24 protein-coding genes and 1 pseudogene are annotated in these 25,255 nt (G+C 63.0%); 11 read left to right on the top strand and 14 right to left on the bottom strand.

Features of this window, described 5'->3' with window-relative positions:
- From KZO25_RS16990 to KZO25_RS16980, 3 genes are all read left to right on the top strand, one after another.
- Positions 1 to 978 (top strand): alpha-ketoacid dehydrogenase subunit beta, encoded by a 978-nt coding sequence (locus KZO25_RS16990; protein WP_043516957.1) that lies wholly within the window; start codon positions 1 to 3, stop codon positions 976 to 978.
- Between the two features lie 28 nt (positions 979 to 1,006).
- Positions 1,007 to 2,632 (top strand): dihydrolipoyllysine-residue acetyltransferase, encoded by a 1,626-nt coding sequence (locus KZO25_RS16985; RefSeq protein ID WP_223137890.1) that lies wholly within the window; start codon positions 1,007 to 1,009, stop codon positions 2,630 to 2,632.
- Between the two features lie 70 nt (positions 2,633 to 2,702).
- The gene (locus KZO25_RS16980; RefSeq protein WP_223137889.1) at positions 2,703 to 4,562 is read left to right on the top strand and encodes a protein kinase domain-containing protein; all 1,860 of its coding nucleotides are present in this window, start codon (positions 2,703 to 2,705) and stop codon (positions 4,560 to 4,562) included.
- 43 nt (positions 4,563 to 4,605) lie between these two features.
- On the opposite strand, the gene KZO25_RS16975 is transcribed toward KZO25_RS16980, so the two are convergent.
- The 5 genes from KZO25_RS16975 to KZO25_RS16955 form a co-directional block, all read right to left on the bottom strand.
- Positions 4,606 to 5,910 (bottom strand): TRAP transporter large permease, encoded by a 1,305-nt coding sequence (locus tag KZO25_RS16975; protein ID WP_066446855.1) that lies wholly within the window; start codon positions 5,908 to 5,910, stop codon positions 4,606 to 4,608.
- Between the two features lie 33 nt (positions 5,911 to 5,943).
- Positions 5,944 to 6,507 (bottom strand): TRAP transporter small permease, encoded by a 564-nt coding sequence (locus KZO25_RS16970; protein WP_066446861.1) that lies wholly within the window; start codon positions 6,505 to 6,507, stop codon positions 5,944 to 5,946.
- A 68-nt stretch (positions 6,508 to 6,575) separates the two neighbouring features.
- Positions 6,576 to 7,559, bottom strand: coding sequence for a TRAP transporter substrate-binding protein (locus KZO25_RS16965; protein ID WP_066446862.1), 984 nt, complete (start codon positions 7,557 to 7,559; stop codon positions 6,576 to 6,578).
- 16 nt (positions 7,560 to 7,575) lie between these two features.
- Complete coding sequence (locus KZO25_RS16960) at positions 7,576 to 8,568, bottom strand: LysR family transcriptional regulator (protein WP_223137888.1); 993 nt, start codon at positions 8,566 to 8,568, stop codon at positions 7,576 to 7,578.
- A gap of 13 nt (positions 8,569 to 8,581) precedes the next feature.
- Positions 8,582 to 9,019: a VOC family protein gene (locus tag KZO25_RS16955; RefSeq protein WP_223137887.1), complete on the bottom strand. Its 438-nt coding sequence runs from the start codon at positions 9,017 to 9,019 to the stop codon at positions 8,582 to 8,584.
- Positions 9,020 to 9,235: 216 nt separating this feature from the next.
- On the opposite strand from KZO25_RS16955, the gene KZO25_RS16950 reads away from it, so the two are divergent.
- From KZO25_RS16950 to KZO25_RS16940, 3 genes are read left to right on the top strand one after another with little or no spacing between them, the layout of a single operon-like run.
- Complete coding sequence (locus KZO25_RS16950) at positions 9,236 to 9,988, top strand: 5-oxoprolinase subunit PxpA (protein WP_223137886.1); 753 nt, start codon at positions 9,236 to 9,238, stop codon at positions 9,986 to 9,988.
- 23 nt (positions 9,989 to 10,011) lie between these two features.
- Entirely contained in the window at positions 10,012 to 10,689 is a 678-nt protein-coding gene (pxpB, locus tag KZO25_RS16945; protein WP_262489105.1) for a 5-oxoprolinase subunit PxpB, read from the top strand.
- A complete protein-coding gene (locus KZO25_RS16940) occupies positions 10,686 to 11,621 on the top strand; it encodes a biotin-dependent carboxyltransferase family protein (protein WP_223137884.1) in 936 nt (311 codons plus the stop codon). The genes pxpB and KZO25_RS16940 overlap by 4 nt, the downstream gene beginning before the upstream one ends.
- A 27-nt stretch (positions 11,622 to 11,648) precedes the next feature.
- Here KZO25_RS16940 and KZO25_RS16935 read toward each other — a convergent pair whose 3' ends face one another.
- From KZO25_RS16935 to KZO25_RS16895, 9 genes are all read right to left on the bottom strand, one after another.
- The gene (locus KZO25_RS16935) at positions 11,649 to 11,870 is read right to left on the bottom strand and encodes a hypothetical protein (RefSeq protein ID WP_223137883.1); all 222 of its coding nucleotides are present in this window, start codon (positions 11,868 to 11,870) and stop codon (positions 11,649 to 11,651) included.
- A gap of 181 nt (positions 11,871 to 12,051) precedes the next feature.
- Positions 12,052 to 12,738, bottom strand: coding sequence for a DNA-binding transcriptional regulator CsiR (gene csiR, locus KZO25_RS16930; RefSeq protein ID WP_223137901.1), 687 nt, complete (start codon positions 12,736 to 12,738; stop codon positions 12,052 to 12,054).
- Positions 12,739 to 12,862: 124 nt separating this feature from the next.
- A complete protein-coding gene (locus tag KZO25_RS16925) occupies positions 12,863 to 13,510 on the bottom strand; it encodes an ABC-type transport auxiliary lipoprotein family protein (RefSeq protein WP_223137882.1) in 648 nt (215 codons plus the stop codon).
- Complete coding sequence (locus KZO25_RS16920; RefSeq protein ID WP_223137881.1) at positions 13,507 to 14,448, bottom strand: MlaD family protein; 942 nt, start codon at positions 14,446 to 14,448, stop codon at positions 13,507 to 13,509. The genes KZO25_RS16925 and KZO25_RS16920 overlap by 4 nt, the downstream gene beginning before the upstream one ends.
- On the bottom strand, positions 14,448 to 15,239 hold the full coding sequence (locus KZO25_RS16915) for an ABC transporter ATP-binding protein (RefSeq protein WP_316935788.1): 792 nt from the start codon (positions 15,237 to 15,239) through the stop codon (positions 14,448 to 14,450). The genes KZO25_RS16920 and KZO25_RS16915 overlap by 1 nt, the downstream gene beginning before the upstream one ends.
- Positions 15,236 to 16,372 carry an MlaE family ABC transporter permease gene (locus KZO25_RS16910; RefSeq protein WP_223137880.1) on the bottom strand — a complete coding sequence of 379 codons (1,137 nt, stop codon included), beginning with the start codon at positions 16,370 to 16,372 and terminating at the stop codon, positions 15,236 to 15,238. Before KZO25_RS16910 ends, KZO25_RS16915 begins: the two co-directional genes overlap by 4 nt.
- A 147-nt stretch (positions 16,373 to 16,519) precedes the next feature.
- Positions 16,520 to 17,329: an IclR family transcriptional regulator gene (locus KZO25_RS16905; RefSeq protein WP_223137879.1), complete on the bottom strand. Its 810-nt coding sequence runs from the start codon at positions 17,327 to 17,329 to the stop codon at positions 16,520 to 16,522.
- Positions 17,330 to 17,428: 99 nt separating this feature from the next.
- The gene (locus KZO25_RS16900) at positions 17,429 to 18,637 is read right to left on the bottom strand and encodes a 3-oxoadipyl-CoA thiolase (protein ID WP_223137878.1); all 1,209 of its coding nucleotides are present in this window, start codon (positions 18,635 to 18,637) and stop codon (positions 17,429 to 17,431) included.
- Between the two features lie 22 nt (positions 18,638 to 18,659).
- Positions 18,660 to 20,204, bottom strand: coding sequence for a 3-hydroxyacyl-CoA dehydrogenase (locus tag KZO25_RS16895; protein WP_223137877.1), 1,545 nt, complete (start codon positions 20,202 to 20,204; stop codon positions 18,660 to 18,662).
- Positions 20,205 to 20,397: 193 nt separating this feature from the next.
- Between KZO25_RS16895 and KZO25_RS16890 the strand changes: the two genes are divergently transcribed.
- The 5 genes and pseudogenes from KZO25_RS16890 to KZO25_RS20095 all read left to right on the top strand — a co-directional run.
- Entirely contained in the window at positions 20,398 to 21,549 is a 1,152-nt protein-coding gene (locus tag KZO25_RS16890) for an acyl-CoA dehydrogenase family protein (protein ID WP_223137876.1), read from the top strand.
- Positions 21,549 to 23,171: a class I adenylate-forming enzyme family protein gene (locus tag KZO25_RS16885; protein ID WP_223137875.1), complete on the top strand. Its 1,623-nt coding sequence runs from the start codon at positions 21,549 to 21,551 to the stop codon at positions 23,169 to 23,171. The genes KZO25_RS16890 and KZO25_RS16885 overlap by 1 nt, the downstream gene beginning before the upstream one ends.
- Positions 23,168 to 23,584, top strand: coding sequence for a PaaI family thioesterase (locus KZO25_RS16880; RefSeq protein WP_223137874.1), 417 nt, complete (start codon positions 23,168 to 23,170; stop codon positions 23,582 to 23,584). The genes KZO25_RS16885 and KZO25_RS16880 overlap by 4 nt, the downstream gene beginning before the upstream one ends.
- Positions 23,581 to 24,969: a hypothetical protein gene (locus KZO25_RS16875; protein ID WP_223137873.1), complete on the top strand. Its 1,389-nt coding sequence runs from the start codon at positions 23,581 to 23,583 to the stop codon at positions 24,967 to 24,969. Before KZO25_RS16880 ends, KZO25_RS16875 begins: the two co-directional genes overlap by 4 nt.
- 131 nt (positions 24,970 to 25,100) lie before the next feature.
- Positions 25,101 to 25,255 (top strand): annotated as a pseudogene (locus tag KZO25_RS20095) (electron transfer flavoprotein subunit beta/FixA family protein); the annotation flags it as partial.

The following is a 25,255-nucleotide window of genomic DNA, read 5'->3' as shown; positions in this document are numbered from 1 at the left end:
ATGCCAAAGATGAACATGCTGCAGGCGATCAACAATGCCCTGGACATTGCCATGGCCGAGGATGACAAGGTCCTCTGTTTCGGTGAAGACGTGGGGGTCTTTGGTGGTGTCTTCCGTGCCACCAGCAACCTGCAGGAGAAGTATGGCCGTGCCCGCTGCTTCAATACGCCACTGGTTGAGCAGGGCATCATCGGCTTTGCCAATGGCCTGGCGGCCCAAGGGTCCGTGCCGGTGGCCGAGATCCAGTTTGCCGACTACATCTTTCCGGCCTTCGACCAGATCGTCAACGAGACGGCGAAGTTCCGCTATCGTTCCGGTGACCTGTTCAACGTGGGTGGCCTGACGATCCGTACCCCATACGGTGGCGGCATCTCCGGGGGGCTCTACCACTCCCAGTCGCCGGAGGCCTACTTCGCCCACACGCCGGGGCTGAAGGTCGTGGTGCCGCGCAACCCCTACCAGGCCAAGGGGCTGCTGCTGGCGGCCATCCGCGACCCCGACCCGGTGATCTTCTTCGAGCCCAAGCGCCTTTACCGTGCCTCAACCGGCGAGGTTCCGGAGAATGACTACCAGTTGCCCATCGGCGAGGCGGAGGTGACCAAGGAGGGTACCGACGTCACGGTACTGGGCTGGGGGGCCCAGATGGAGCTGATCGAGAAGGCAGTCGAGATGGCCGAAAAGTCCGGCATCTCCTGCGAGATCATCGACCTGCGCTCTATCCTGCCCTGGGACGAGGACTCGGTTGTCGAGTCGGTACTCAAGACCGGCCGGCTGGTGATCAGCCATGAGGCGACGCGCACCGGCGGCTTTGCCAGCGAGATTGCCGCCACCATACAGGAGCGCTGCTTCCTGTACCTGGAATCGCCAATCGAACGGGTGACCGGAATGGATACCCCTTTCCCGCTGACGCTGGAGAAGGAGTACATGCCGGACCACCTCAAGATCTACGAGGCCATCCGGGCCAGCGTGGATTTCTGACGATCGATATCAGGACAGGAGATGCAAGATGAGTGACTTCATGCTGCCCGATATCGGTGAAGGTATCGTGGAATGCGAGATCGTGGAATGGCGTGTCAGCGAAGGTGACGTCATCGAAGAGGACCAGCCGGTGGTCGAGGTGATGACCGACAAGGCGCTGGTGGAGATCACCGCGCCGGAAGCCGGTCGAGTCACCAGGCTCTACGTGCCCAAGGGCGAGATCGCCAAGGTTCATGCGCCGCTGTTTGCCTATGAGAGCGAGGCAGAAGAGAGCAGCGACAGAGGACAGGCAAGCGCTGCCCCGGAGGCAACGGTGACAGCAGAGCCTGCCCCTGCACCGACGGCAACCCCACCGGGTTCACCCTCCGCCTCGGCCCCCGTTGCCGCTACCGATTTCATCCTGCCGGATATCGGCGAGGGCATCGTCGAGTGCGAGGTGGTGGAGTGGCGCGTCGCCGAGGGCGATCATATCGAAGAGGATCAGCCGCTGGTCGATGTGATGACCGACAAGGCGCTGGTGGAGATCACCGCGCCCGAGGCGGGGCGAGTGACGAAGCTGTACGTTCCCAAGGGTGAGATCGCCAAGGTCCATGCGCCGCTGTTCGGCTATGAGCCGGCGGTAGCGGAGACTCCGCAGCCGGCCCGCTCCGCAGCTTCGGTGCCAGAGCAAGCGGTGAAGCCGGCCTCGGATGCGTCGCAGGGCGTGGGCGTGGCAACGACGGGACAGGGTCCCTACGGGCGTATCCCGGCGAGCCCTGCCGTGCGTCGGCTGGTGCGGGAACACGGCCTTTCGCTGGAGGCCATCGCCGGCTCCGGCAAGCAGGGGCGAGTGCTCAAGGAGGACGTGCTACGCCACCTCGAGCAGGGTGGTGAAGCGACACCGGCCGTGGGTGACCGTGGCACCGGCAAGCCAGAGACGGCGGCGGCTTCTGCTCCGGCCGCCGAAGGCGAGGTCATCGTCGAGCCGATCCGTGGTGTGCGTGCGGTGATGGCCCGGCGGATGGTGGAGTCCGCCAGCACCATCCCGCACTTCCAGTATGGTGAGGAGATTGACGTCACCGAGCTGCTGGCCCTGAGGGCCCGCCTCAAGCCCCAGGCCGAGGCGCAGGGCACGCGCATGACGCTGATGCCCTTCTTCATGAAGGCCATGGCCCTGGCGGTGAAGGAATTCCCGATTCTCAATGCGCGCCTCAACGCCGATGTCAGCGAAATCCACTACCTGCCCTCCTGCAATGTGGGCATGGCGGTGGATAGCAAGGCCGGTCTGCTGGTGCCCAACGTGAAACACGTGGAGCGCCGGACCCTGCTTGATGTGGCCCGGGAAGTCGAGCGACTGACCGCGGCGGCGCGGGAGGGGCGGGTGGATCAGGCCGACCTCAAGGGTGGCACCATCAGCATCTCCAATATCGGAGCGCTGGGCGGAACCTATGCGGCTCCGATCATCAACGCCCCGGAACTTGCCATCGTCGCCATCGGCAAGACCCAGTGGCTGCCACGTTTCGATGACAACGGCGATGTGGTGCGGCGGGCGATCATGACCATCACCTGGGCGGGGGATCACCGTGTCATCGATGGTGGAACCATCGCCCGTTTCTGCAATGCCTGGAAAGGGTATCTGGAGAGTCCGGAAACGATGCTCCTCCACCTTGGATAAGTGGCGCCGGTTCATGTCGTATCGCTACGTCTACGGCATGGGGCGGCGTAATCGGATGGGAAGGTGACGTATGTCCCAGGCGCCGCTGCAGCAGTTCTATATTCCGGAAGAGCAGTCGATCTACCTGCTCAGCCACGACGATGCCCGCAAGCTCAAGGAGTGGGTGGCGCTGTGTCAGGCCCAGTTGGCTCAACTGGGCTACCGGGATATCGCCCTGATTGGCAAGGGAGCCTACGGGTTCGTCTTCGCCGGGGTGACCGCTCTCGAGGAGGAGTATGTCTTCAAGTTCACCCGGGTCAACCTGCCCCAGCACCTTCAGGACCGGCTGGAGGAGGAAGCCTTCATGCTGGAGCAGGTCGACCATCCGCGGGTGCCGCAGCTGGTGGCCTATCAGCGGGTGCGTAACCAGTCGATCCTCGTCATGCAGCGGGCACCGGGGCTCAACCTGGAGGAGGTCTCGCTGCGCGAGGGCAGGCTCTCGCCCCGGCTGGTGGTGCGTATCGCCGGGCAACTGGCGGATATCCTGAGCACGCTGCGTCGTGAGTCGGGGCCGGCAGGGCGTCCTATCGTGCATGGCGATATCAAGCCCTCGAACCTCGTCTTCGATGCGCGCAACGAGGAGATCGCACTGATCGACTGGGGCTCCTCGGTATTCGCCCAGCTCGATGCCAACCAGCAGTTCGTGGCGGCCAACGTCATGGAGCTGATGTCGGACAACCTGCAGCAGACCAACGCCCGCCTGGGCGATGTCTACTTCATCGGTGAAGAGCAGCTCAACGGGGCGCTCTCCTCGCCGCGCTTCGACGAGCAGGGTACGGCGGGCACCCTCTACGCCCTGGCGTCCGCCCAGTCCTGTCGCTTCGGCCATCGTGCCATTCCTGCCACCTCGCTGGGCCTGCCCATGGAGTTCGCTCGCATGCTCGACGGCATGCTCGACCCCGACCCCCGGGTGAGACTGCGTGCCGGCGACCATTTCATCCGCGAGATGCCAAGGCTCTCACGCCTGGTCATGATCGACCTGCCCGAACCGCCGGAGGCGGCGCTGGTGCCCACCTGGCTGCGTCCTTACAGCCGTGAGATCGATACGGTGGTCTACAGTTCACGCAAGGCCTTCCTGCGCGAGGAGGGCGCGCCGGAGACACTGAGCGACGTCAACGACGTACAGCTCGATCGTTACTACAAGAATTTCATGCAGGGCATGGGGGAGACCGAGAAGGCGTTTCTGGCCGCCGTCAGCCGCCTGGGGAAGTATCCTGTTGTCGGCGGACTGGCCGTGCGCTGGGAAGCCGAGGGTGTCTATATCGACACATCGCTCAATCTGCACGATGCGGAACTCAAATCCGCTTTCGTGGCGGCGGTCAACAATATGGTCAACCTCGCCCGGGCGATCTATCGGCAGGGGATTTTCAAGAGCTGCCTGTTCAATGCCCGCGATACCCTGCACCTGGATCGAGAGGGGCCGGACCGTCCCTTCGTGGTCGAGCCGGGCATGGTCCTGCGCTATGACGTCAGTGCCATGCCCGAGCTGGAAGATCGAAGCCGGCTACACAGCTACTTCGAGGATGGGCCCGATCCGGAGGAGTTCCTGGTACTTCCCGAGGAGATCATCCTCTCACTGGAGGCGCTCAACGAGATCCACCATACCGGCATGATCATCTTCGAGGCACTGCCGCAGCACCTGAAGATCCACAGCTATTACCGGCTGCTGGATCCCTCGCGGGAGACGGAGTTCCGCCAGCGTCTGGACGATATCCTGTCGGCGGTGGGTCTGATCGAAGGGTTGGGGGTCTCCGGCTTCATGAAGATGCCCTACAAGGACACCCGTTTCTTTGCCCATGTGGAGCGCCAGCCGGAGCGCTACTACCCCCGGGATCCCCGGCTGGCGCAGCGCGACGCAGGCGCCGCGCTGCGCCAGGATCCGGCCGGTTGAATCCTCAGGAAACACTGCCTAATTATTCAGCGCTTCCGCTTCCTCAGCGAGTCATCGCCTGGGGCAGGTAGAGGGCGATCTCGGGGAAGAGGTGCAGCAGTACGATGGACAGCATCATCAACAGGAAGAAGGGCAGGGTCGCCTTGGTGATGGTGACGATATCCTTGCCGGTCAGCCCCTGGATCACGAACAGGTTGAAACCTACCGGCGGGGTGATCTGCGACATTTCCACCACGACGACCAGGTAAATGCCGAACCAGATCAGGTCGAAACCCGCTGCGCTGACCAGGGGCATCAGGATGGCCGTGACCAGCAAGATCAGCGAAATGCCGTCGAGAAAGCAGCCCATTATCAGCAGCAGTACGGTCAGCGCCACCAGCAGCATGGTGGGTGACAGCCCCATCTCGCCGATGGCCCGGGCCAGCTGCATGGGAACCTGGGTGAAGCCCATGGCCGACGTCAGGAACGAGGCACCGGCAATGATGAAGGCGATCATGCAGGCGGTACGGACCGCCGCAAACAGCGATGCCTTGAAGGTGGCAAGGCCGAAGCTGCCGGTGCAGCGTGCAATCACGATGGAGAGCACCACACCGACCGCTGCGGCCTCGGTGGGCGAGGCCAGGCCACCGTAGATCGAGACGATGATACCACCGATCAGCAGCAGGACCGGTAGCAGCGATAGTGTGTGGCGCAGCTTCTCCGCCAGGGGCATCGATGACTCATCATGCCCGGTCAGGCCTTGGCGGTTGCCCTTGAGCAGCGACCAGAGGATCAGGTAGGTCATGAACAGGGCCAGAATCAACAGACCCGGACCGATACCGGCCATGAACAGCCGGGAGATCGACTGCTCGGTCACCACGCCATAGACGATCAAGACGATGGAGGGCGGGATCAGCAGGCCCAGGGTGGAAGCGCTGGCCAGCGTGCCGATTGCCATGCCGCTGTCATAGCCGCGACGCTCTAGCTCGGGCAGGGTCATCTTGCCGACGGTAGCGCAGGTGGCCGCCGACGAGCCGCAGACCGCTGCGAACATGCCGCTGCCGATGATGTTGGTATGGAGCAGCCGGCCGGGAAGGCGGTTGAGCCATGGCGAGAGACCGCGAAACATGCTGTCGGCCAGCCCCGAGCGGAACAGAATCTCGCCCATCCAGATGAACATGGGCAGGGCGGTCAGGTCCCAGCCGTAGCTGGCGCCCCAGAAGTCCGATGCCAGGATCGGACCCGGCGCAAAAGGGCTGAAGAAGGCCAGCGCCACCCAGGCGGTACCGATCAGCGCGAAGGCGATCCATACGCCGCTACCAAGAAGCAGTGCCAGCGTGAAGATGGTAGCCAGACTCAGTGTCAGCACGAGAGTATCTCCGAGAGAGGATGCAGGTCGGGCTCAGCGAATGTCGCTGTCTTTGGTAGCCGTCGCTTCGCGAAAGCTCGAGGGATCGCGGGCGGCGATGCGCAAGGCAATGATGAGCGCCTCAAGAAGCGCCAGACAGAGCAGCCCGACACCGGTTGCCAGGACGGTCTGTGGAATCCAGAGGGGGATCGACAGGAAGCCGGATGACACATCATTGAATGCCAGACTCTCCCTGGCCAGTTCAACCAGGCCATAGCCCAGCAGCAGGCTGAGTGTCAGGGCAACCAGCAGCCCGAAGACTTCGAACCAGACCCGAATGGCAGAGGGTAGCCGGGCGATGAGCAGCGTTACGCGGATATGGGCATGATGGACGAAGGTATAGGCAAGGCCGAGGAACGTCGCGCCGACCAGCAGATAGGAGGCGAGTTCCGAAACCCCGGTGATGCTCAGGCCGGTGCGGCGCAGGCCAAGCAGTACCAGGCCCGCGTCCATGAGCCTGAAGCTGACCTGGAGCGAGATCAGGACACAGATAGTGACCATGCAGGCTGCCGCTCCCCAGGCCCCAAGGCGGTAGAGTTTGTCGAACTTGAATGTCATGGCTTGGCCTCACGGCGTACTCGAGGGGAGGGCGCGACGGAAAGCCGCCGCGCCATCGTGGTCAGGCTTCAGTCGTCACGCTGGCTGCGATACTCCTCGAGCACCTGCTTGGCCGTATCATCGGCGCGCTCTTCCCAGTCGCTGAAAAGCCTGTCGCCTGCGGCCTGCAGAGCGGCTGCCACTTCATCGTTCGGTGTGGATACGGTGATGCCGTTCTCCTGCAGGGCCTCTGCGCTGGCGTCGTTGTCGTCGCGGCTCATCTGCCAGCCACGCTCTTCGGCACGGGCTGCCGCTTCGAGAACGGCCTCCTGGGTAGCCTCGTCCAGGCGGTCAAAGGCACGCTGGTTGATAAAGACGATGTTCTTCGGCAGCCACAGGTTCGCATCGGTGTAATGAGAGACGTAATCCCAGGCGGTCATCGAGTTGCCGGTAGAGGTCGAGGTGATCATGGCATCGACCCGCCCGGTGCTGAAGGCGGTGGGGATATCGGACTCTTCGGTTTCAGTGGGGTTACCGCCCAGGTAGTTCACGAAGCGCTGGGTGTTGATATTGGGTGCTCGCACCCGCAGTCCCTCGAACTGATCGGGGTCGTTGAGCTCGAAATCGGTGTAGATGCCCTGGGAGGGCCAGGCCACGGCATAGAGAGGCATCATGCCCTGGTTGGCGAAGAGCTCGGAAATGATCGGCTTGGTCGCCTCCCACAGGGCAAACGCCTCCTCATAGCTGCCGGCCACCCCCGGCAGGGTATCGACTTCGAAGATCGGGTCCTCGTTGGAGAGCACCGAAAGGAAGACCTCGCCCGCTTCGATGGTGCCGCGACGGACGGACGGCTTGATCTCGCCGTGAGCGACCAGAGAGCCGCCGCTGTGGACGTTGATGGTCAATTCGCCATCGGTGGCTTCTGACACGTCTTCGGCGAACTGCTTGACGTTCTTGGTGTGGAAGCTGGCATCGCCGTAGGGGGTCGCCATGGTCCATTCCGCTGCCTGTGCGGTCGCTGCGAAGCCGACGGCGGCCGCCAGTATTACGGGAGTTGCTATCGTCTTGTGCATGGTAAAGACCTCTTGTTCATTTTGATGGTCGTAATGTTGCCTTCGGGTGAGTCGTGGGATATTGCGGCCGCACCCAACGGCCTGCGAAATCAGTGGCTTCCATTTCATCCTGACGTTGCTTCTCATAGTCTTCGGCACATGCCTGCGCCAGCTGGCCTACGCCACGACAGAAACGTGGATGGTTGGCAGTGCGCCATATCACATCATAGTGCATGTCCGGTAGCGGCCTTGGCAGCGCGATACGGTAGAGTTTTCCGCTGCGCCACTGGTCGAGTACCGTCGTGACGGGAAGCGCGCCGATACCGAGGCCTTCCATGGTCATTCGGGCGATGGTCATGAGCGTGCTGACGCTATGAATCTGTGGCTGCTGCAGTTTCTCGCGGGCCAGGTACTGAAGGAGTTCTTCATAGGGCCTGGCCTTCTTGCCAAAGGAGATGAAGGGAAGCGTGCCCATCCATTGGCTTGGATTGTCCAGCAGCATCTCTGCATGGACTGGCGCAATGAACATGCCCATTTCATAGGGACTGAGAGGCATGCTGTCGATACGATTCTCTGCCAGATATCCGTTCATCGCCAGCAGGATATCCAGTTCGTTCTTGTCGAGCCGGTCGTTCAATGCAGGTGAATAATCGACGGTCAGTTCGATAATCAAGTCCGGGAATTTGCCGGTGAGTCGGCGCATGAAATCCGGCAGCCAGCTGTGGGCGATGGTCTCGATGGTTCCGACCCGTAAAGGTGCCGAAAACGTCTCTTCGCTGTCGAACAACTGCAGCGCCTCATCGCGCTGATGCAGCATGCGCTCGGCATGGAGAAAAAATTCACGCCCGCGCATTGTGGGTTGGATGGGGCGTGCCGAGCGTTCGAGAAGCCGTTCGCCAACGGTCGATTCGAGCCGTGAAATACGCTCGGACACCGAGGGTTGGGTCAGGTGCAGGTGTGAAGCCGCCTTGCGAAACGAACCCAGCCGCACTGCCCAGACGAAAGCTTCGAGCTCCTTGAAATCGAGCACCCGATCCGCCTCGTCACTGTTTCTTGAACAGCTGGGTGTCTCGGTCCTTGAACGCCTTGAACTCCAGGGCGTTGCCGGAAGGGTCGTAGAAGAACATGGTGGCCTGTTCGCCGGCTTCACCCTTGAAGCGGATATAGGGTTCTATCTCGAAGCGCACACCGTGTGCCTTGAGCTTGCCGGCGAGCGCCTCCCAGGCTTCCATCTCCAGCACGACGCCGAAATGCGGCACCGGCACGCCGTGCCCATCGACAGGGTTGGTATGGCTGGTGACGGGGGCGTCCTTCAGGGCCGGGTTGAGGTGACAGACAAACTGATGCCCGAACAGGTTGAAATCGACCCAGCTTTCCGAGGAGCGACCTTCAGGGCAGCCCAGGAAGTCGCCGTAGAAAGATCTCGCTTCATCGATATCTCGGACCTGGATGGCAAGGTGGAATGGATCGGAAACGGACATGGGGCCTCCTGAATTCTTGTCATTATGCTGGTGAAACTTATTTAAATTGATAATCCTCCGGGAAGCTGTCGTCAACCATTTTTGTAAATAATATCAGCTTGATAGGGGGCGCCGATATTTACTATCGGAAAAAACGATTGGCACCTTAAAAGACCTCTCCATATAGTGAGTAATCCAAGCAGTAGATATTGACTCTTCAAAATAAAAGGAATCGTCATGGTCATGCCCTTGCTCAATTGCGACATGGGGGAAAGCTTCGGCAACTGGACCCTGGGCATGGATGAGGACGTGATGCCCTTCGTGGATTGCGCCAATGTCGCCTGCGGCTTTCATGCCTCGGACCCTCACGTGATGCGCCACACCGTGGCATTGGCTGCCCGACATGGTGTCCGGGTGGGCGCTCACCCCGCCTATCCCGACCTCATGGGCTTTGGTCGCCGGTCGATGGCCTGCACCCCCGCTGAAGTCGAGGACATGGTGCTCTACCAGATCGGCGCCCTGGCGGGGCTCTGCCGGGCGGAAGGTACCGCCATCAAGTACGTCAAACCCCATGGCGCCCTCTACAACGACATGGCACGGGATCCTGCGCTGCTCGAGGGAGTGATGCGGGCGGTTCTTGCCTACGACCCCAGCCTCCCCCTGATGGTGATGGCAACGGCGGACCCTCAGCCCATTCGTACGCTTGCCGCTGAAATGGGGCTGTCGATCTGGTTCGAGACCTTTGCCGATCGCGCCTACGATGCCCAGGGCCACCTGGTCTCGCGCCGGCTTCCGAACGCCGTTCATCACGACGAAGCCACCATCGTGGCCCAGGCGGTGGCACTGGCCAGGGGCGAGGCCCTGACGGCCAGCGACGGCTCTGCCCTCAAACTTCCCTGCGATACGATCTGCGTGCATGGGGACAACCCCGAATCGGTTGCGGCCGTGCGGGCCATACGCGAGGCCTTTCACGGTTTGGTGAAAGCGTGAGGGCAGGCATCGAAACGACGGCGATGGACGTGCTGATGGTCAGGCTCTTCGACACCATCGAGGAGTCCAACATGGCATGGATCATCGCCGCCGACCGGGCGCTTCGCGGGGCCTTCGACAAGACACTGATCGACCTGGTCCCCTCTTATACTACCCTGATGGTCCACTATGACTGCCGCCTGCTGTCGCATGGCGAGGCCCATGGGCGAATTCGAGAGGCGTTGGAATACCTGCAGCCCGCGGACACCCAGGCAGGGCAGCGCCATGAGATACCCGTGTGGTATCACGAGAATGTCGGTCCCGAGCTGCAGCGAGTGGCGGGGCGGGCGGGTATTTCCATCGACGCGCTGGTCCAGCGCCACTGCGACCGTGACTACTGTGTCTTTGCCCTGGGCTTTGCGCCCGGTTACGGCTTCATGGGACTAGTTGAGGAGGCACTGGCCACGCCTCGGCTGGAGACCCCACGTCGGAAGGTTGCCGCAGGCAGCGTTGGTATTGCAGGGCGACAGACCGCCATCTATCCGCTGCCGTCGCCCGGCGGCTGGAATATCCTGGGGCGCACCGCGGTGCCGCTGTTCGAGCATGCCCGGCGAGGTGACCCCATACTCAAACCGGGAGACCGGGTGCGCTTCCAGGCCGTCTCCCGTGACGAGTTCGAGGCACAGGGCGGCGATACCACGCCACTGGAGGAGCGCCCATGAGCAGCGAGGGAGCCAAGGGGGTGCGTGTCATCCAGGCCGGCCCCCTTGCCATGATCGAGGATGGCGGTCGTATGGGCGTGCGTCATCTCGGCGTGACCCAGAGCGGTGCCGCCGACTGGGTCTCGCTCTATTGGGCCAACTGGCTGCTGGGCAACGCGCCTGATACTGCTGCCCTGGAAATCGTGGTGGGTGGGGGATTGACCCTTGAAATCGAGCGCGCCACAAGGCTGGCGTGGGTCGGTGCGGATCTTGATGCACGCCTTGATGATGCACCGATCACCCCCGGCTCGAGCTTTACAGTGCGCGAGGGGCAGCGGCTGGTTTTCAGTCAACCACGCGATGGGCTGCGCGGTTATCTTGCCTTTCCCGGTGGGCTTGCGGCACCGGAAGTGCTGGGCAGCCGCAGTACCACGCCGCGGGAGCAGCTTGGTGGACTTCACGGCGATGGCCAGCCGCTCAAGGCCGGGGACCGCCTTGCCTGGCGGGGGGAGCCTGGTGAAGAGCGCCGGATCCCGGCGGGGTTGCTGCCTCTCATGCCCCGGCCAGGTTGCCGATTGGCACTGATCCCCGGCGCTCAGATCGCCGAATTCACCGGCGCAAGCCTGTATGCTGCTTTCAATTCTGTCTGGCAGGTCGATGATCGCGCCGATCGCATGGGGGTGCGGCTGAGGGGGCCACGGCTGGAGAGTCGCGTTGGAAGCATGATTTCGGAGGGAATCCCGCTTGGTGCCGTCCAGGTACCGCCGGATGGTCAGCCAATCGTCCTGCTCAATGACCGTCAGACGATCGGAGGGTACCCCCGTCTGGGGGCCCTGTCGCCGCTTGCCGCCGCCAGGCTGGCCCAGTGCCTGCCGGGACAGGAGGTCAGGCTTGTGGCCGTGGCGCGTGAACGCGCGCTCGCCGACTACCGCGGATTCCTGCGCAATTTCTGAGGTGGGAGGCCCGCGGCGAGACAATCCTCAAGCGCCGAGTCCGCTTTCTCGTAGCAGCTGATCCAGGCTTCTCTCGCTGGCCCCTGCTGGCTCCCTCGAGGCGGTCTCCATGTGCAGCTGGGCCTCGAGATCGTCCATGCCGATGCCGAGGCAGCGCTCGATAAGCTCGGCTTTGCTCAAGCCGGTCTGCAGGCAGAGCTGCTCAAGACGGGACTCGGTTTCTCGGGGAAAGCGCAGTAGATGTGGCATGGCATCATCTCTCCATAGTCCCGTCGGTCAGCATCATGCTGGGACAGGCCGGTAGACCGGTATTGGCTTAAAGATAAAAGGCGAGTGCCGCCTTGTCACCCACTGAGAGTGCCTGTCGATGATGTCGTTCTTTCGTGACCGCATCATGACAGCGCGATGCCAGGGCTGTTGGGGTAGGGGCTTACGCCAGGCCACGACGCTGCATGACCTCGGTAATGATTGGTACCGGTGTCATCAGGTGCTCGCGCATCATGTCGGCCGCTGGCCCGGCCTTGCGCTTCAGGATCACATCGACCAGTGCTGCATGCTCCCGGCGCTTGCGTTCCAGGGCTGCTTCGGAAAAAACCGTCTCGCGTAGCCAGAGATGACGATAACGCTCTACCTGATCGAACAGACTCTCGCGGACCTGCAGCAGGTGGGGGGAGCGACAGCCGCTGGCAATGGCGGTATGAAAGGCCTTGTGGCGGGTATCCCAGATATCCAGCAACTCATCGGGGGTGTTGACCTCCATCACCTTGGACAGGGTATGCGCCTTGGCGAGGATCTCTGCCTCCCAGCTGTCGTCACCGCGTTCGATGGCCAGCTTCAGGATCAGTCCCTCGAGCTGGGCTCGGGCGTCATAGAGGTCTGCCAGCTCGGCCAGTGACATCGGTGCGACCCGGTAGCCACGCTGACTGATGGCCACCACAAGACGTTCGGCCACCAGTTGGGACAAGGCTTCGCGCAGGGGGCCGATTCCCAGGTCGTAGCGTTCCTTTAGGCGGCTCATCAACAACTTCTCGCCGGGTTGGAAGACGCCCCGCGTAATGTCATGTTTCAGCCAGCTGTAGGCGCTGATGCCAAGATTCTGTCGTGGGCTTGTGTCCATCATCGATCATCCTTGCTTTTGCAGAGCATGATAACCAATCGGGATCGAGACGGTAATGGCCGGGTATTCAACCCGAATGTCTTTTATTGAAGAAAGTGTCCTTGATTGCAGTAAGACGTGGATGTTACGGACCCAATACTTCCCTTTCATGCCGCTCGGCCACCTGGCCCGTCGTCCAGTCGACCAGCTCCTGGGCCAGCTGGTCCGCCGCCTGGCCAAACGCATCGACCACCGCGGCGAGGTCGGTACCCGCTGCGGCTTGGCGATGGGTGAAACGCTGGCTGCCCAGAAGCTGACGGGAGCGGGTATCGATCAGGCGTGCATCCAATCGAATGACGGCTTCCGGGTGGCCGCCATGGTATTCGCTCTGGAATGCACGCAAATCGCTGGTGAGTTCCAGGTCGGCCGAGAGCGGCGTGTCGGCATGAATCAGGCGAGTGATTCGGCCATCCTCCTGGAAGGCATCGATGAGTCGATTACGCATCAGCACGGGCGTGGCATCCGCCCACCGTGCGCCCTGATAGACCTGAGGCTGGTTGGGGGTCGGTACTACGACAATACGCGACCCGTCCAGGAGGCCGCCGGCATTGGGTGTTGCCAGGCGCAGAGTGACGCCGTCTGCGGGAGCCTCGGCCTGGCGCAGGTTCTCCAAGGGGTTGGCGGGCAGGTCATAGAGCCTGACAGGATCACCGGCGGGCATGAGGGTGCAGGCCGAGAGCAGCCCCGCGGCGGCGAAAGCGAGAAAACCGGCGTAACAAGGCCTTGTCCTCACGGTGTGAACTCCTCGACGTTGTCACGTCCCAGCAGAAAGTCTGTCGGGTTATCCTCCAGGCGGCGTATGACGCGGTTGAGTGTGTTTAGCGTATTGCGCAGCTCGACCGTCGCTGGACCTAATCCTTCAATGCCCCGTATGCCGCTTTCCAGAGCCCCCTGGTTGGCACCGAGGAGGTTTTCCATCTGCTCGGCCGTGCGGGCAAGGCTGGCGGTGGTCTGTCGGGCACCATCCATGATCTCTTCACCCTGGCCCCCAAGCATGCCTCCGGCCCGCTCGATGAACGTGCGTATCTCCTCAAGGGCCTCGACGCCTTCTGCGGACAGCGATTCCATTTGGGAAACCAGTCGGCTGGGGGCGTCGCCGATGCGCGCCAGGCTGGCGGTGGTCCGTTCCAGGTTGGCCAGAATGTTCTGAATGTTATCGGTGTTCTCCTCTGACAGCAGAGCCTCGAGACGATCGAGTACGCGGTTGACGTTGCCAAGAATCTCTTCGCCGTCACCGAGCAGGGCGCTCAATGGTGAGGGGTCGGCGACGATGCGGGGCGGGGGCGCTTCCGGTGCGGCGATCAGGAGCGGGCTCTCCGGTGTACCGCCATGCAGCTGAATCGACATGCTGCCGGTGATGTTGGCCAGCGCCAGCCGAGCCCGGGTATCGTGGCGAATGGGAACACGCCGTTCGACGCGGATTTGTGCCAGCACGTTGCGGGGGTCTTGCGGGTCGAGGCGCAGGTCGGTGACCTCGCCAACCCGAACGCCGCTGTACTCCACGGCATTGCCTTCCGCTAGGCCGCTGACGCTTCGATCGAAGAAGACTTCATAGTGAATGAACTCCCGGTCGCCAGTACTCTGGGTCATCCACAGAGCGAACAGCAGGCCGCCGGCCAATGCCAGCAAGGTGAACAGGCCGATCACGACGTGGTGTGCTCGTGTTTCCATCACCGCTCCTCCAACCGCTGTGCGGCTTGACTGGCCGCTCGGCCCCTGGGGCCATGAAAGTAGTCGCGTATCCAGTCATCGTCAGTGGCTTCGACCGTCGCCAGGTCATCGGCGACAAGAACCCGCTTCCGGGAGATCACCGCGACCCGGTCGCAGGCGGTATATAGCGTATCCAGATCGTGAGTGACCAGGAATACGCTGAAGCCCAGGGCATCGCGCAGGGTCATCAGCAACTGGTCGAACGCCGCTGCTCCGATGGGGTCCAGGCCGGCAGTAGGCTCATCGAGGAACAGCACTTCCGGGTCCAGCGCGAGTGCCCGCGCCAGGGCCGCTCGCTTCGTCATGCCACCGGATAGCGCGTCGGGGGCCAATAGGGCGGCCTCCGGCGGCAGCCCCGCCAGTGCCAGCTTGACCCGGGCGAGATGCTCGGCATCGGCGCGAGACAGGCCGGCATGTTCGATCAGGGGCAGGGCCACGTTTTCCTGCAGGTTGAGCGAGGTGAACAGGGCGCCACGCTGGAACATCACGCCGAAGCGTCGCTCCAGCCGTGAGCGCTGACTGGCGGGTAGCCGTTGCAGGTCCTGGCCGAAGACCCGGATGCTGCCACCGTCCGGTTGCTTCAATCCAATGATACTGCGCAGCAGAACAGACTTGCCGGTACCCGAACCGCCCACGATACCGAGTATCTCACCGCGTCGGATATCGAGGTCAAGGTCTTCGTGTACCACGTGAGCGCCGAATCGATTGATCAGGCCGCGTACTTCGACGACTGTCGCTTCGGGACGACTCACCAGCCCATCTCCATGAAGAACATGGCCGCCAGGGCATCGATCAGGATCACCATGAAAATGGACTGTACCACGCTCGACGTGGTGTGCTCGCCGACGGACTGGGCGCTGCCGCTGGCCTTGAAGCCCTCCAGGCAGCCAATGACCGCGATCAAGAAGGCAAAGATCGGCGCCTTGCCAAGGCCAACCAGCAGATGTCGCAGGGGAATGTCACGCTGCAGGATATCGAGGAACTGCGTCAGCGAGATGTCCAGCGCCAGGACACAGACCATCGCGCCCCCAGCGATGCCGCTGAGCATGCCGATAAAAGCGAGAATCGGCAGGCTGATCATCATTGCCAGGACCCGAGGCAAGACCAGCAGCTCCATGGGGCTCAGCCCCTGGGCGCGCAGGGCGTCGATCTCCTCGTTGGCTTTCATCGAGCCGATCTGGGCGGTGAAGGCGCTTGCCGTTCGGCCTGCCAGCATGATGGCGGCCAGCAGGACGCCGAATTCGCGTAGAAAGGAGTAGGCCACCAGGTTGACGGTAAAGATGGTGGCACCGAAGTCGCGAAGTACCGTGGCGCCGAGGAAGGCCACGACGGCGCCGACCAGAAAGGTGAGCAGGGCGACGATAGGGATGGCGTTGAGGCCGGTCTGCTGGATATGGGAGACCAGGGCGGTGACACGCCAACGCCAGGGCATCAGCAGTAATGCACCCAGGCTGCTCAGGGTGAGACCAATGAAGCCAAGCAGCTGGACCTGTTGCCTCGCCAGGTTCTCAATGATTCGACCGATCTCCCCCAGCGCTGCGAGGACAGGAGAGCGGGTGCGAGGGGAAAGCGCTGCAGCGTGGGGCATGGCGCCGGCTACGGCCAACAGCAAGGCATGACGTTCCGCAGGCTGGTTGGGCGCCCAATGGGCCACCTCGAGCATACGCTCCGGCCCGATCAGCTCGACCAGCAGCACTGCACCGGAAGTGTCGAGCTCGCCCAGCTCCTTCAGGTCAAGGTCCTGCACATCCGTGGCATGGCCGGGTCGCTTCTCACCAATGGCCTTTCGAAGTCGTTGATGGTGGGGCAAGGTCCAGTCGCCGGTGGCGCGAAGCCTGCCGGCATCCTGTTCCAGGTTACCGGGTCGTGGAGCGGTATGGGGCATCGCGTGTCGCCTGTCATTCCCTGGAGTTGGCTGCAATGATGCTGAGATATCACTATACCCTTATGCAGCTGGGCGTAACAGCCTGCACCAGCCGGTGCGCCAGCTCTGTCCAAGCGCTTTCCACGGCTGGCTTACCGGCGGTTGATATCAGCCACCGTGCTGCAACTCACCCAGAATCTGCTGCGCCACCTGCTTCAACCGTGGCCCCAGGTTCTCGACCAGAACCTGGTGGCTGAGGCGGTGCGAGGCGCCCCCGCAGTTGATCGCCATGACTTCAGCGCCATCCTCGAGGATCAGCGGCGTGGCAACCGCACTGATCTGTGACTGCCAGTCACCTTCGGAGAGGCAAAAACCGTAGCGCTCGTAATCCTCCTGGCTTCGCTTGATGTCGGCCGCAAGGACCGGCCAGTCGCTGCCGTGAAGCTCGGCGAGTTCGGCCAGCATGGCTTCGCGACGGCCGGCGGGCAAGCCGCATAGCCAGGCACGACCGATCGCCGTTGTCGCCATTGGCAGTCTTGATCCCACGTCGAGTCGCATGATCAGCGGCCCACTGCCGTGGCAGCTTTCGATGTACATCATCGAGGTCTTGTCGGCGGCGCCCAGGCTGACATTGCAGTCGGTGGCTTCTGCCAGATGCTGCATGAAGGGACGGGCGATTTCTCGGATGCCTTGATTGGCCAGGAAGCGATATCCCAGTGCAAGGATGCCGGGGCCGAGACGGTACTTCTCCAGCCGGGCGTTGTGCCTCAAGTAGCCGAGCTGCGTCAGCGTATAGGTCAGCCGCGACACCGTAGGGCGTGGAATGCCGGTTCGGCTGGAGAGTTCGGCATTGCCCAGGTACTCCTCGCCGGCGCCGAAGGCTCGCAGCAGTTCGAGTCCGCGAGCCAAGGCGGTGACGAAGTTGCGGTCCTTGGCCGGAGCGGCCTGGTCATCATCCAGAGGGGCTGGTTTGTTCATGGGGATTCCCTGTGGCGAGATGGTTGCGCGGAGTATCGCATATTGCCCCGGGGCCGGTCCGCACGCAGCAACCAGGCCCGGGACGTTGCGATGAAGGGCTCAGGGATCAAGGCGCTCGATGATGGTGGCAATGCCTTGGCCGACCCCGATACACATGGTCACGAGCGCATAACGCCCACCCGTGGCTTCCAACTGGCGCAGTGCGGTGAGCGCCAGGCGGGCGCCGGAAGCGCCCAGAGGGTGACCGATGGCAATGGCGCCCCCGTTGGCATTGAGGCGACTGTCGTCGTGATCGAGGCCGAGCTGCTTGACGCAGCCAAGGACCTGAACAGCAAAGGCCTCGTTGATCTCGATGACGTCCATCTGATCGAGGCTCAGCCCGGCGCGCTCCAGCACCTTCTGGGTGGCTGGCACTGGCCCCAGCCCCATGATGCGTGGCGGTACGCCGGCCACCGCGCTGGCGACGACCCGAGCGCGCGGGGTGACTCCCGCCCGCTCGCCGGCTGCCTGACTGCCAACGATCAGTGCGGCTGCACCGTCGTTGAGCCCGGAGGCGTTGCCTGCGGTAACCACGCCGCCGTCGAACAGTGCCCCGAGCCTGCCCAGCTTGTCGGCATCGGTACCCGGACGCGGGTGCTCGTCCCTGTCGACCACCAGCGGGGGTTGCTTGCGACCCTGAGGCACCTTGATGGCGAGCAGCTCGTCGTCGTAGAAGCCACGGGCCAGGGCCTCGGCATAGCGTGCCTGGGAGCGTGCGGCAAAGGCATCGCTCGCGTCACGGCCTATGCCCAGATCATGGGCCACATTGTCGGCGGTCTCGGGCATGCTGTGGCTGCCGAATTCGCCGGCGATCCAGGGGTTGGGGAAGCGAGCGCCGATCACGGTGTCATACATTGGCTGATTGCGGGCAAAGGCAGACTCCGCCTTGCCCAGCACATAGGGTGCGCGAGACATGGATTCCACGCCGCCGGCCAGGAACAGCTCCCCCTCGCCGAGGCGCGTGGCACGGGCGGCGTCGACCAGGGCTGCGAGGCCGCTGCCGCAGAGGCGGTTGATCGTCTGAGCTGCCAGCTCGACGGGCAGGCCGGCAACCAGACCCGCATGGCGAGCGACATTGCGGGAGTCCTCGCCGGCCTGGTTGGTGCAGCCTGCCAGGACCTCCTCATAGGAGCCCGGCGCGAAGTCGTTGCGGGCCACCAGGGCCCTGAGGACATGGCCAAGCAGGTCATCGGGCCGGACGCCGGCAAGACCGCCGCCATGGCGTCCAAAGGGGGTGCGTAGCCCGTCATAGATATAGGCGTCATGCATGAAAATCATCTCCGAGTTGGGCTCAAGGGGTGGTCAGCGGCAGTCCGAGGGTCGCACGGCGGCGCAGCCAGGGACTGGCCCGGTAGCGCGGATCGCCGGTGGCGGCGAGCAGGTTGTCGAGAACGGTGAGTATCCGTCGGCTACCGTAATGGTCGCCCATGGCCAGGGGGCCGCGGGGGTAGCCCAGCCCAAGTTCCACGGCGCGGTCGATGGTATCCGGCTCCGCTACACCCTGCTGGGCGATGTCGCTGCCCACGTTGACGATGCAGGCCACGACGCGCTGCAGCACGAAACCGTTGCTGTCGTTGAAGGCACTCACTGGTGTGCCGTCGTTGCCTAGCAGCGCCATGGCAGCGTTACGATAAGCAGCAAGGGTGGCGGGGCTGGTCATCAGGCTACGACGACCATCCAGCCCCCCCAGCAGATCGACTGCCACGCAGCGCTCGGGCGGAAGCCCCAGGCGCAGCGCAGCGGCAGTGGTGTCTTCACCCAGTGGCGCCACCAGGCAGAGTGCCTCCGACGTCGGCGTATCGCCGTCTTCGAGCGGCCAGCCGGCGGCGTCGACGAGGTGTGACAGGGCCTGCCTCGCCTCGCTGTTATCCGGGCTGATCCATACCGGACAGGGTGGCACGCTGGGCAGGGGCGGCTCGTCAGCGACCTGCGGTTTGCCATCCACGTAGCGGTAGAATCCAGCGCCGCTCTTGCGCCCTAACAGTCCAGCGGTCAGGCGTTGACGCGTCAATGGGGAGGGGCGAAAGCGGGGCTCTTCGTAGTATTGGTGGTAGATCGATTCCATCACCGCATGGGACACATCGAGTCCGGTCAGGTCGAGAAGGGAGAAAGGACCCATGCGAAAGCCACCCTGGTCGACCAGGATCCGATCGATGGTGGCCGGGTCGGTGACGCTTTCGCCCAGAATGCGCAACGCCTCGGTACCGTAGGCGCGACCGGCGTGGTTGACCAGGAAGCCTGGGGTGTCGGTAGCGCGTGCGGTGAAATGCCCCATGGCCTTGCCCAATGCCGCGACCCGTTCGGTCACCTCGGGGGCAGTGCGCAGCCCCGGGATCACCTCGACGATCTTCATCAGCGGGACCGGGTTGAAGAAGTGAAAGCCGACCACACGAGCCGGGTTGCGGCAGGCCGAGGCAATGGCTGTCACCGAGAGCGATGAGGTATTGGTGGCCAGCACCGCCTGGTCGTCGAGGATCTCCTCGAGCTGCTGGAACAGAGCTTGCTTTGCCTCGAGCCTTTCGACGATGGCCTCGACGACGATGTCGCACTCGGCCAGCTCCGCCAGCTTCGCCGCTTCCTTGAGGCTGGCACGATGGCGCTCAGCTTCGACTTCATTCAAGCGTTGCTTTTGTACGCCGCGGGCCCATATGCCGGCGATGAATTCGCGTGCCTCGGCAACGGCACCTTCACGCTGGTCGTGCAGGTACACGGTCAGGCCGGCCTGGGCGGCAATCTGGGCAATGCCCCTGCCCATCGCGCCCGTGCCCACGATGCCCAGGGTACGGAAGGGGGTGGAGGGGGCGTGAGCAGGGGTCGATGAGGTATCGGTCGACATGGCGGTATCCTCGTTTGGCGTATTCTCGTTTTGTCAGGAGATTCCGCAAAGCGAAACCGTGTTCCGTTAATTGACTGCCATCCTAGGCTATGCAACAGTGCCTGACAACAATGTGGGCGTCCATTCTGCCATGCGAAACATCAAGTGACGTCACCCACCCCAGGGGTAGCCCGCCAACAGCCGAGGACATGCCATGATTCGCGATCCCGAACTGCTCGATCAACTCGTCGACACCATTTCCCGCTTCGTGCGCGAGCGCCTGATACCCAATGAGGCACGTCTTGCCGAAGAGGATGCCGTCCCGTCCGGGCTGCTTCAGGAGATGAAAGAGCTGGGGCTATTCGGTCTGTCGATTCCAGAGGAGTACGGTGGTCTTGGACTGACCATGGAAGAGGAGGCGCTGGTTGCCATGGAGATTGGCAAGACCTCGCCAGCCTTCCGGTCTATCTTCGGCACCAACAACGGTATTGGCGCCCAAGGCATCCTCATCGACGGCACCCCCGAACAGAAGAAGAAGTACGTGCCGCGCCTGGCCACCGGTGAATTGCTCAGTTCCTTCTGCCTGACCGAACCTGATTCCGGCTCCGATGCGGCCAGCCTCAGGACCACGGCGGTGCGTGACGGCGACCACTATGTATTAAATGGTACCAAGCGCTACATCACCAATGGCCCCGAGGCCGACCTGTTCACGGTCATGGCACGTACCGACCCCGACAACAAGGGGGCGGGTGGCATCACCGCCTTCATCGTGGAGGGTGGGACTCCCGGACTCAAGCGTGGCCCGTCGGACAACAAGATGGGCCAGAAGGGAGCGCATACCTGCGACATCATCTTCGACGACTGCCGGGTGCCGGCCGAGAACATCATCGGCGGAAAGGAGGGCCAGGGCTTCAAGACGGCCATGAAGGTACTCGACCGCGGCCGATTGCATATATCCGCTGTTTGCGTCGGTGTGGCCGAGCGCCTGGTAGAGGAGTCGCTCAACTATGCCATCGAGCGCAAGCAGTTCGGGGTCCGCCTGGCCGATCATCAGTTGATCCAGGCGATGCTTGCCGACAGCAAGACCGAGGCGTATGCCGGTCGCACCATGGTGCTCGACGCTGCCCGGCGAAAGGATGCCGGCGAGAAGGTCTCGACCCTGGCGTCGTGCTGCAAGCTGTTCTGCGCAGAGATGGTGGGGCGCGTCGCCGACCGGGCGGTGCAGGTGCATGGGGGGGCCGGCTACATGGCCGAATATGCGGTGGAACGGTTCTATCGGGATGTACGTCTGTTTCGCATCTACGAGGGCACCACCCAGATACAGCAGGTGGTTATCGCCCGCGACATGGTGCGGGAGGTGTCCTGATGGCCCTCGCCAGTCAGCAGAAGGCGCTGTCAGTGATCCGCCAGGCGCCGGATGAGCTAATCTTCGAGCGCCTGGCAAGTGAGCTGGTGGCTGAATTGCCCGAACGTCTCAGCAGCCGCGTGCTGGTCAATGCCGAACGCCTTCCCGATCGACCGGCGTTGGTGGATGGCCATGTGCGCTGGTGCTACGCAGAGCTGGGTCGTGAGATCCAGGCCGCCGTCGAGTGGCTCGTCGAATCGGGTATACGCCCCGGTGATCGTATCATGACCGTCGGCGAGAACTGCCGTGCCCTGGTGGTGTTGCTGCTGGCGGCCAGTGAACTCAGCGCCTGGGTAGCCATCGTCAACTCCCGCCTTTCGGCGCATGAAGTCGACTCGATCCGCGACAACTGCCAGCCACGGCGGGTCTTCTACACCAGTGAGGCATCGCCGGAGGCAGAGGCCCACGGGCTGCGTCATGAGGCCGTGGCCTACTCGCACTCTTCTCTTGGTCAGTTGCGGATTTCCGCGCTGCTGGAGACTGAGCCGGAGCCCGTCGAGAGCAGCGGCGCTGAACAGGTCGCCGCGATGATCTATACCTCGGGGACCACCGGCACGCCCAAGGGCGTGATGCTTACCCACCGTGGCATCCTCTATATCGCTTCGATCTCCGGTGGCATGCGGCACCTGAGTCCTGGTCAGCGGGTCTACGGCGTACTGCCCATGTCCCACGTCTTCGGCCTGTCGTCGGTATGCATGGGGTCGCTGTACAACGGGGCCTGTCTCTATACCGTGCCACGCTTCGATGCAGCCGCCATGCTGGAAGCGCTCGATGTGGAGCGGATCACGGTGTTGCAGGGAGTGCCGGCCATGTATGCCCGCACCCTGGAGTATCTGCGACGCCACGCGCGCCCGCTCGTTGCACCTTCGCTCAGCTATATCTCCGCCGGTGGTTCGCCGTTGGACAGCGACACCAAGCAGCGGGTGGAGTCGACCTTCGGCCTGACTCTGCATAACGGCTACGGCCTGACGGAAGCCAGTCCGACGATCAGCCAGACACGCATCGCTGACCGATTCGACAACAATACCGTGGGTCGGGTGCTGCCGCTGCTGGAGTATCGCCTCGAGCCCCTTGATGACAGTGGAGAGAACGAGCAGGGCAGCGATGATGTGGGTGAGCTGTGGGTGCGCGGCCCCAATGTGATGAAGGGGTATTTTCGTCAGCCTGAAGCGACACGGGCCTGCCTGAACGAGGAGGGCTGGCTGAACACCGGTGATATCGCCCGCTTCGACGAGGACGACCAGCTTTACATCGTTGGTCGCAGCAAGGAGTTGATCATCCGCTCCGGGTTCAACATCTACCCGCCCGATGTGGAGGCGGTGATCAACGAACACCCGGATGTAACCCTGTCGGCCGTCGTGGGGCGCCAGGTCGAGGGAAACGAGGAAGTCGTCGCCTTCGTCCAGTGCGAGCCTGGCGCGACGCTCAGCGAGGCCGAGCTGCACGCATTCATCGGCCCGCGGCTGGCGCCCTACAAGCGGCCGACGCGCCTGGTCATGATGGATGCGCTGCCTGCCACTGCCAGCGGAAAGATTCTCAAGGGTCGCCTGCGCGACATGGCTGGACGGGAGGGGGCAACATGAGCGAGTCGGCATTGATGGGCTATCACGAGCTGCTCGGCATGCGCGTGGTGGAGTGGTCGGCCGGGCTCGCCATGGTCGAGCTGATGGCCGACGAACGACATCTCAATCGCAGCGGCATCGTCCATGGTGGAGTCATGACCTCGATGCTCGACAGCGCCTTGAGCCTTGCCGGGCTCTACTGCAAGACGCCTGGGCGAGTGCGCCGCGGCATGACACTATCGCTGACAACGACCTTCGTTGGGCCTGCTGGTCCCGGCCTCTTGCGCGCTACCGGCAGGGTTCGCGGCGGAGGGCGCAAGGTTTACCTGTCAAGCGGTGAGGTTACTGCCGCCAACGGCGATTTGCTGGCCATCGCCGAAGGCGCGTTTCGACGTCGTAGCGGCAGCGAGTCACCGGAGGGCATACCCGAGTGACACCGGCGCGTCTGCGCGCCGGCCTGCTGGGCGTGGTTACTCTGTCTACCCTGTGCCACCTGGTTATCGACAGTACGGCAATGCAGGCCATAGGCGTGCTCGCTCTGGCAGCCTACCTGATGACATTGCGCGGCAGGCTTTCGCCCATGGCTCGCGTGCTGTTGCTGGCAGCCGGCATCTTCAGCATGGTTGCCCTATGGTACGCCGAGGCGCCGGGGCGACTGCTGTTCGAGGCGGCCGGCCGTTTCGCCTTCTTTGCCACCTTCGTCGTGGCACTCAGCCTGCTGCGTCTGCCGGCCTACCGTTCGCGGTTGGTGAGGCGGTGCGGCGAGGCCATGCTGCTTCAGCCACCTGGCCGCCGCTATCCCATCCTCTCAGCGGGCTCGGCGCTATTCGGGATCATCCTCAACATTGGCGTGCTTAATCTGTTTGCCGGCATGATCGAGAAGAGCAATACCCTGGCGGCGGCCCAGGGACGTGCCTGGGTACGACAGGCACGCCAGCGGCGGATGATGCTGGCGCTTCTGCGGGGTTTTTCATTGGCACCGCTGATTTCACCCATGGGAATCGGCGTGGCTGTCGTGCTCTCGAATCTGCATGAGCTGCGCTGGTTCGATCTGGCGCCTTACGTCATCGGCGCGGCCTTGGTCATCTTTTGGGTGGGGTGGGCCGTCGACCACCTGACCGGCCCGCATCCTGCCGTAGACGGCGTCAAGCATCCGGTGCCTTCGCTGGCACCATTAGCGCAGTTCTGCGTGCTGCTCCTCGGTATCGTTTCGCTTGTGTTCCTGCTCTCCTGGGCGCTCGAGGTACGGCTTCCGATCGCTGCCCTGATGGGGGCGCCTCTGGGTGCGATTGGCTGGCTTGCCTGGCAGCGGCGCAGGCTCGGCATGCTGGGTGTTCCAGCGGCGCTGGCAAGCCTGCGGCGGCAGTTACCCTGGCTTGTGGCTCCCATGGGCAACGAAGTGGTGGTGCTGGGGGCAGCGGGCTTCCTCGGCCACCTCTGCGTGGCGCTGATTCCGGTGGCAAGCCTGGGACCAATGCTGGCACTTATCGCGCCATTAGGGGCGGCCAATGCCGTACTGGCGATGCTGACCGTTGTAGGGTTGGCCCAGATAGGGATCAACCCCATTGTTACCGTAACACTGCTTGTCGGCCTATTACCCTCACTGCCCATCGAGGGGCTTTCGCCGGCACTGGTGGGTGCCTCACTGATGGTGGGTTGGGCGCTGGCATTGATGTCATCGCCGATGACCGCCTCGATGCTGATCCTGTCGCGGTTTACCGGTATTGCCTCGACGCGCATTGGCTACCGCTGGAACGCACGTTTCCTGCTGGCCTGTATTCCGCTGCTGTCCGGCTGGTTTCTGTTCGTCTCCTGGTGAACTTCCGCTCAAGGGTGCTTGACCTTGGGGGTGCGTTTTTTTATCGTTGCTTTAATATAAAGTAAAACATAATTCCGCTAAGCGAAATATTTGGTTCCTTCATGCCGGTGGAATATCTCGGGAGAGTACCTATGAAGATCCTCGTCGCGGTCAAACGCGTCATCGACTACAACGTCAAGATCCGCGTCAAGGCGGATCACAGTGACGTCGACCTCACCAACGTCAAGATGGCCATGAACCCCTTCTGCGAGATCGCCGTGGAAGAGGCGGTGCGGCTGAAGGAAAA

The organism is Halomonas sp. ANAO-440 (assembly GCF_019915905.1).
GTDB classification, from domain to species: Bacteria; Pseudomonadota; Gammaproteobacteria; order Pseudomonadales; family Halomonadaceae; genus Halomonas; species Halomonas chromatireducens.
Note: the sequence above shows the minus strand (reverse complement) of the source record. Positions and strands in the feature narration are given on the sequence as shown.

Coding starts and splice junctions, on each gene's coding strand:
- KZO25_RS16880 (WP_223137874.1), top strand. CDS start 23,168: ATGAGCGAGTCGGCATTGATGGGCTATCACGAGCTGCTCGGCATGCGC.
- KZO25_RS16890 (WP_223137876.1), top strand. CDS start 20,398: ATGATTCGCGATCCCGAACTGCTCGATCAACTCGTCGACACCATTTCC.
- KZO25_RS16990 (WP_043516957.1), top strand. CDS start 1: ATGCCAAAGATGAACATGCTGCAGGCGATCAACAATGCCCTGGACATT.
- KZO25_RS16980 (WP_223137889.1), top strand. CDS start 2,703: ATGTCCCAGGCGCCGCTGCAGCAGTTCTATATTCCGGAAGAGCAGTCG.
- KZO25_RS16970 (WP_066446861.1), bottom strand. CDS start 6,507: ATGACATTCAAGTTCGACAAACTCTACCGCCTTGGGGCCTGGGGAGCG.
- pxpB (WP_262489105.1), top strand. CDS start 10,012: ATGGACGTGCTGATGGTCAGGCTCTTCGACACCATCGAGGAGTCCAAC.
- KZO25_RS16965 (WP_066446862.1), bottom strand. CDS start 7,559: ATGCACAAGACGATAGCAACTCCCGTAATACTGGCGGCCGCCGTCGGC.
- KZO25_RS16900 (WP_223137878.1), bottom strand. CDS start 18,637: ATGCATGACGCCTATATCTATGACGGGCTACGCACCCCCTTTGGACGC.
- KZO25_RS16940 (WP_223137884.1), top strand. CDS start 10,686: ATGAGCAGCGAGGGAGCCAAGGGGGTGCGTGTCATCCAGGCCGGCCCC.
- KZO25_RS16920 (WP_223137881.1), bottom strand. CDS start 14,448: ATGGAAACACGAGCACACCACGTCGTGATCGGCCTGTTCACCTTGCTG.
- KZO25_RS16935 (WP_223137883.1), bottom strand. CDS start 11,870: ATGCCACATCTACTGCGCTTTCCCCGAGAAACCGAGTCCCGTCTTGAG.
- KZO25_RS16895 (WP_223137877.1), bottom strand. CDS start 20,204: ATGTCGACCGATACCTCATCGACCCCTGCTCACGCCCCCTCCACCCCC.
- KZO25_RS16885 (WP_223137875.1), top strand. CDS start 21,549: ATGGCCCTCGCCAGTCAGCAGAAGGCGCTGTCAGTGATCCGCCAGGCG.
- csiR (WP_223137901.1), bottom strand. CDS start 12,738: ATGGACACAAGCCCACGACAGAATCTTGGCATCAGCGCCTACAGCTGG.
- KZO25_RS16985 (WP_223137890.1), top strand. CDS start 1,007: ATGAGTGACTTCATGCTGCCCGATATCGGTGAAGGTATCGTGGAATGC.
- KZO25_RS16955 (WP_223137887.1), bottom strand. CDS start 9,019: ATGTCCGTTTCCGATCCATTCCACCTTGCCATCCAGGTCCGAGATATC.
- KZO25_RS16905 (WP_223137879.1), bottom strand. CDS start 17,329: ATGAACAAACCAGCCCCTCTGGATGATGACCAGGCCGCTCCGGCCAAG.
- KZO25_RS16910 (WP_223137880.1), bottom strand. CDS start 16,372: ATGCCCCATACCGCTCCACGACCCGGTAACCTGGAACAGGATGCCGGC.
- KZO25_RS16950 (WP_223137886.1), top strand. CDS start 9,236: ATGGTCATGCCCTTGCTCAATTGCGACATGGGGGAAAGCTTCGGCAAC.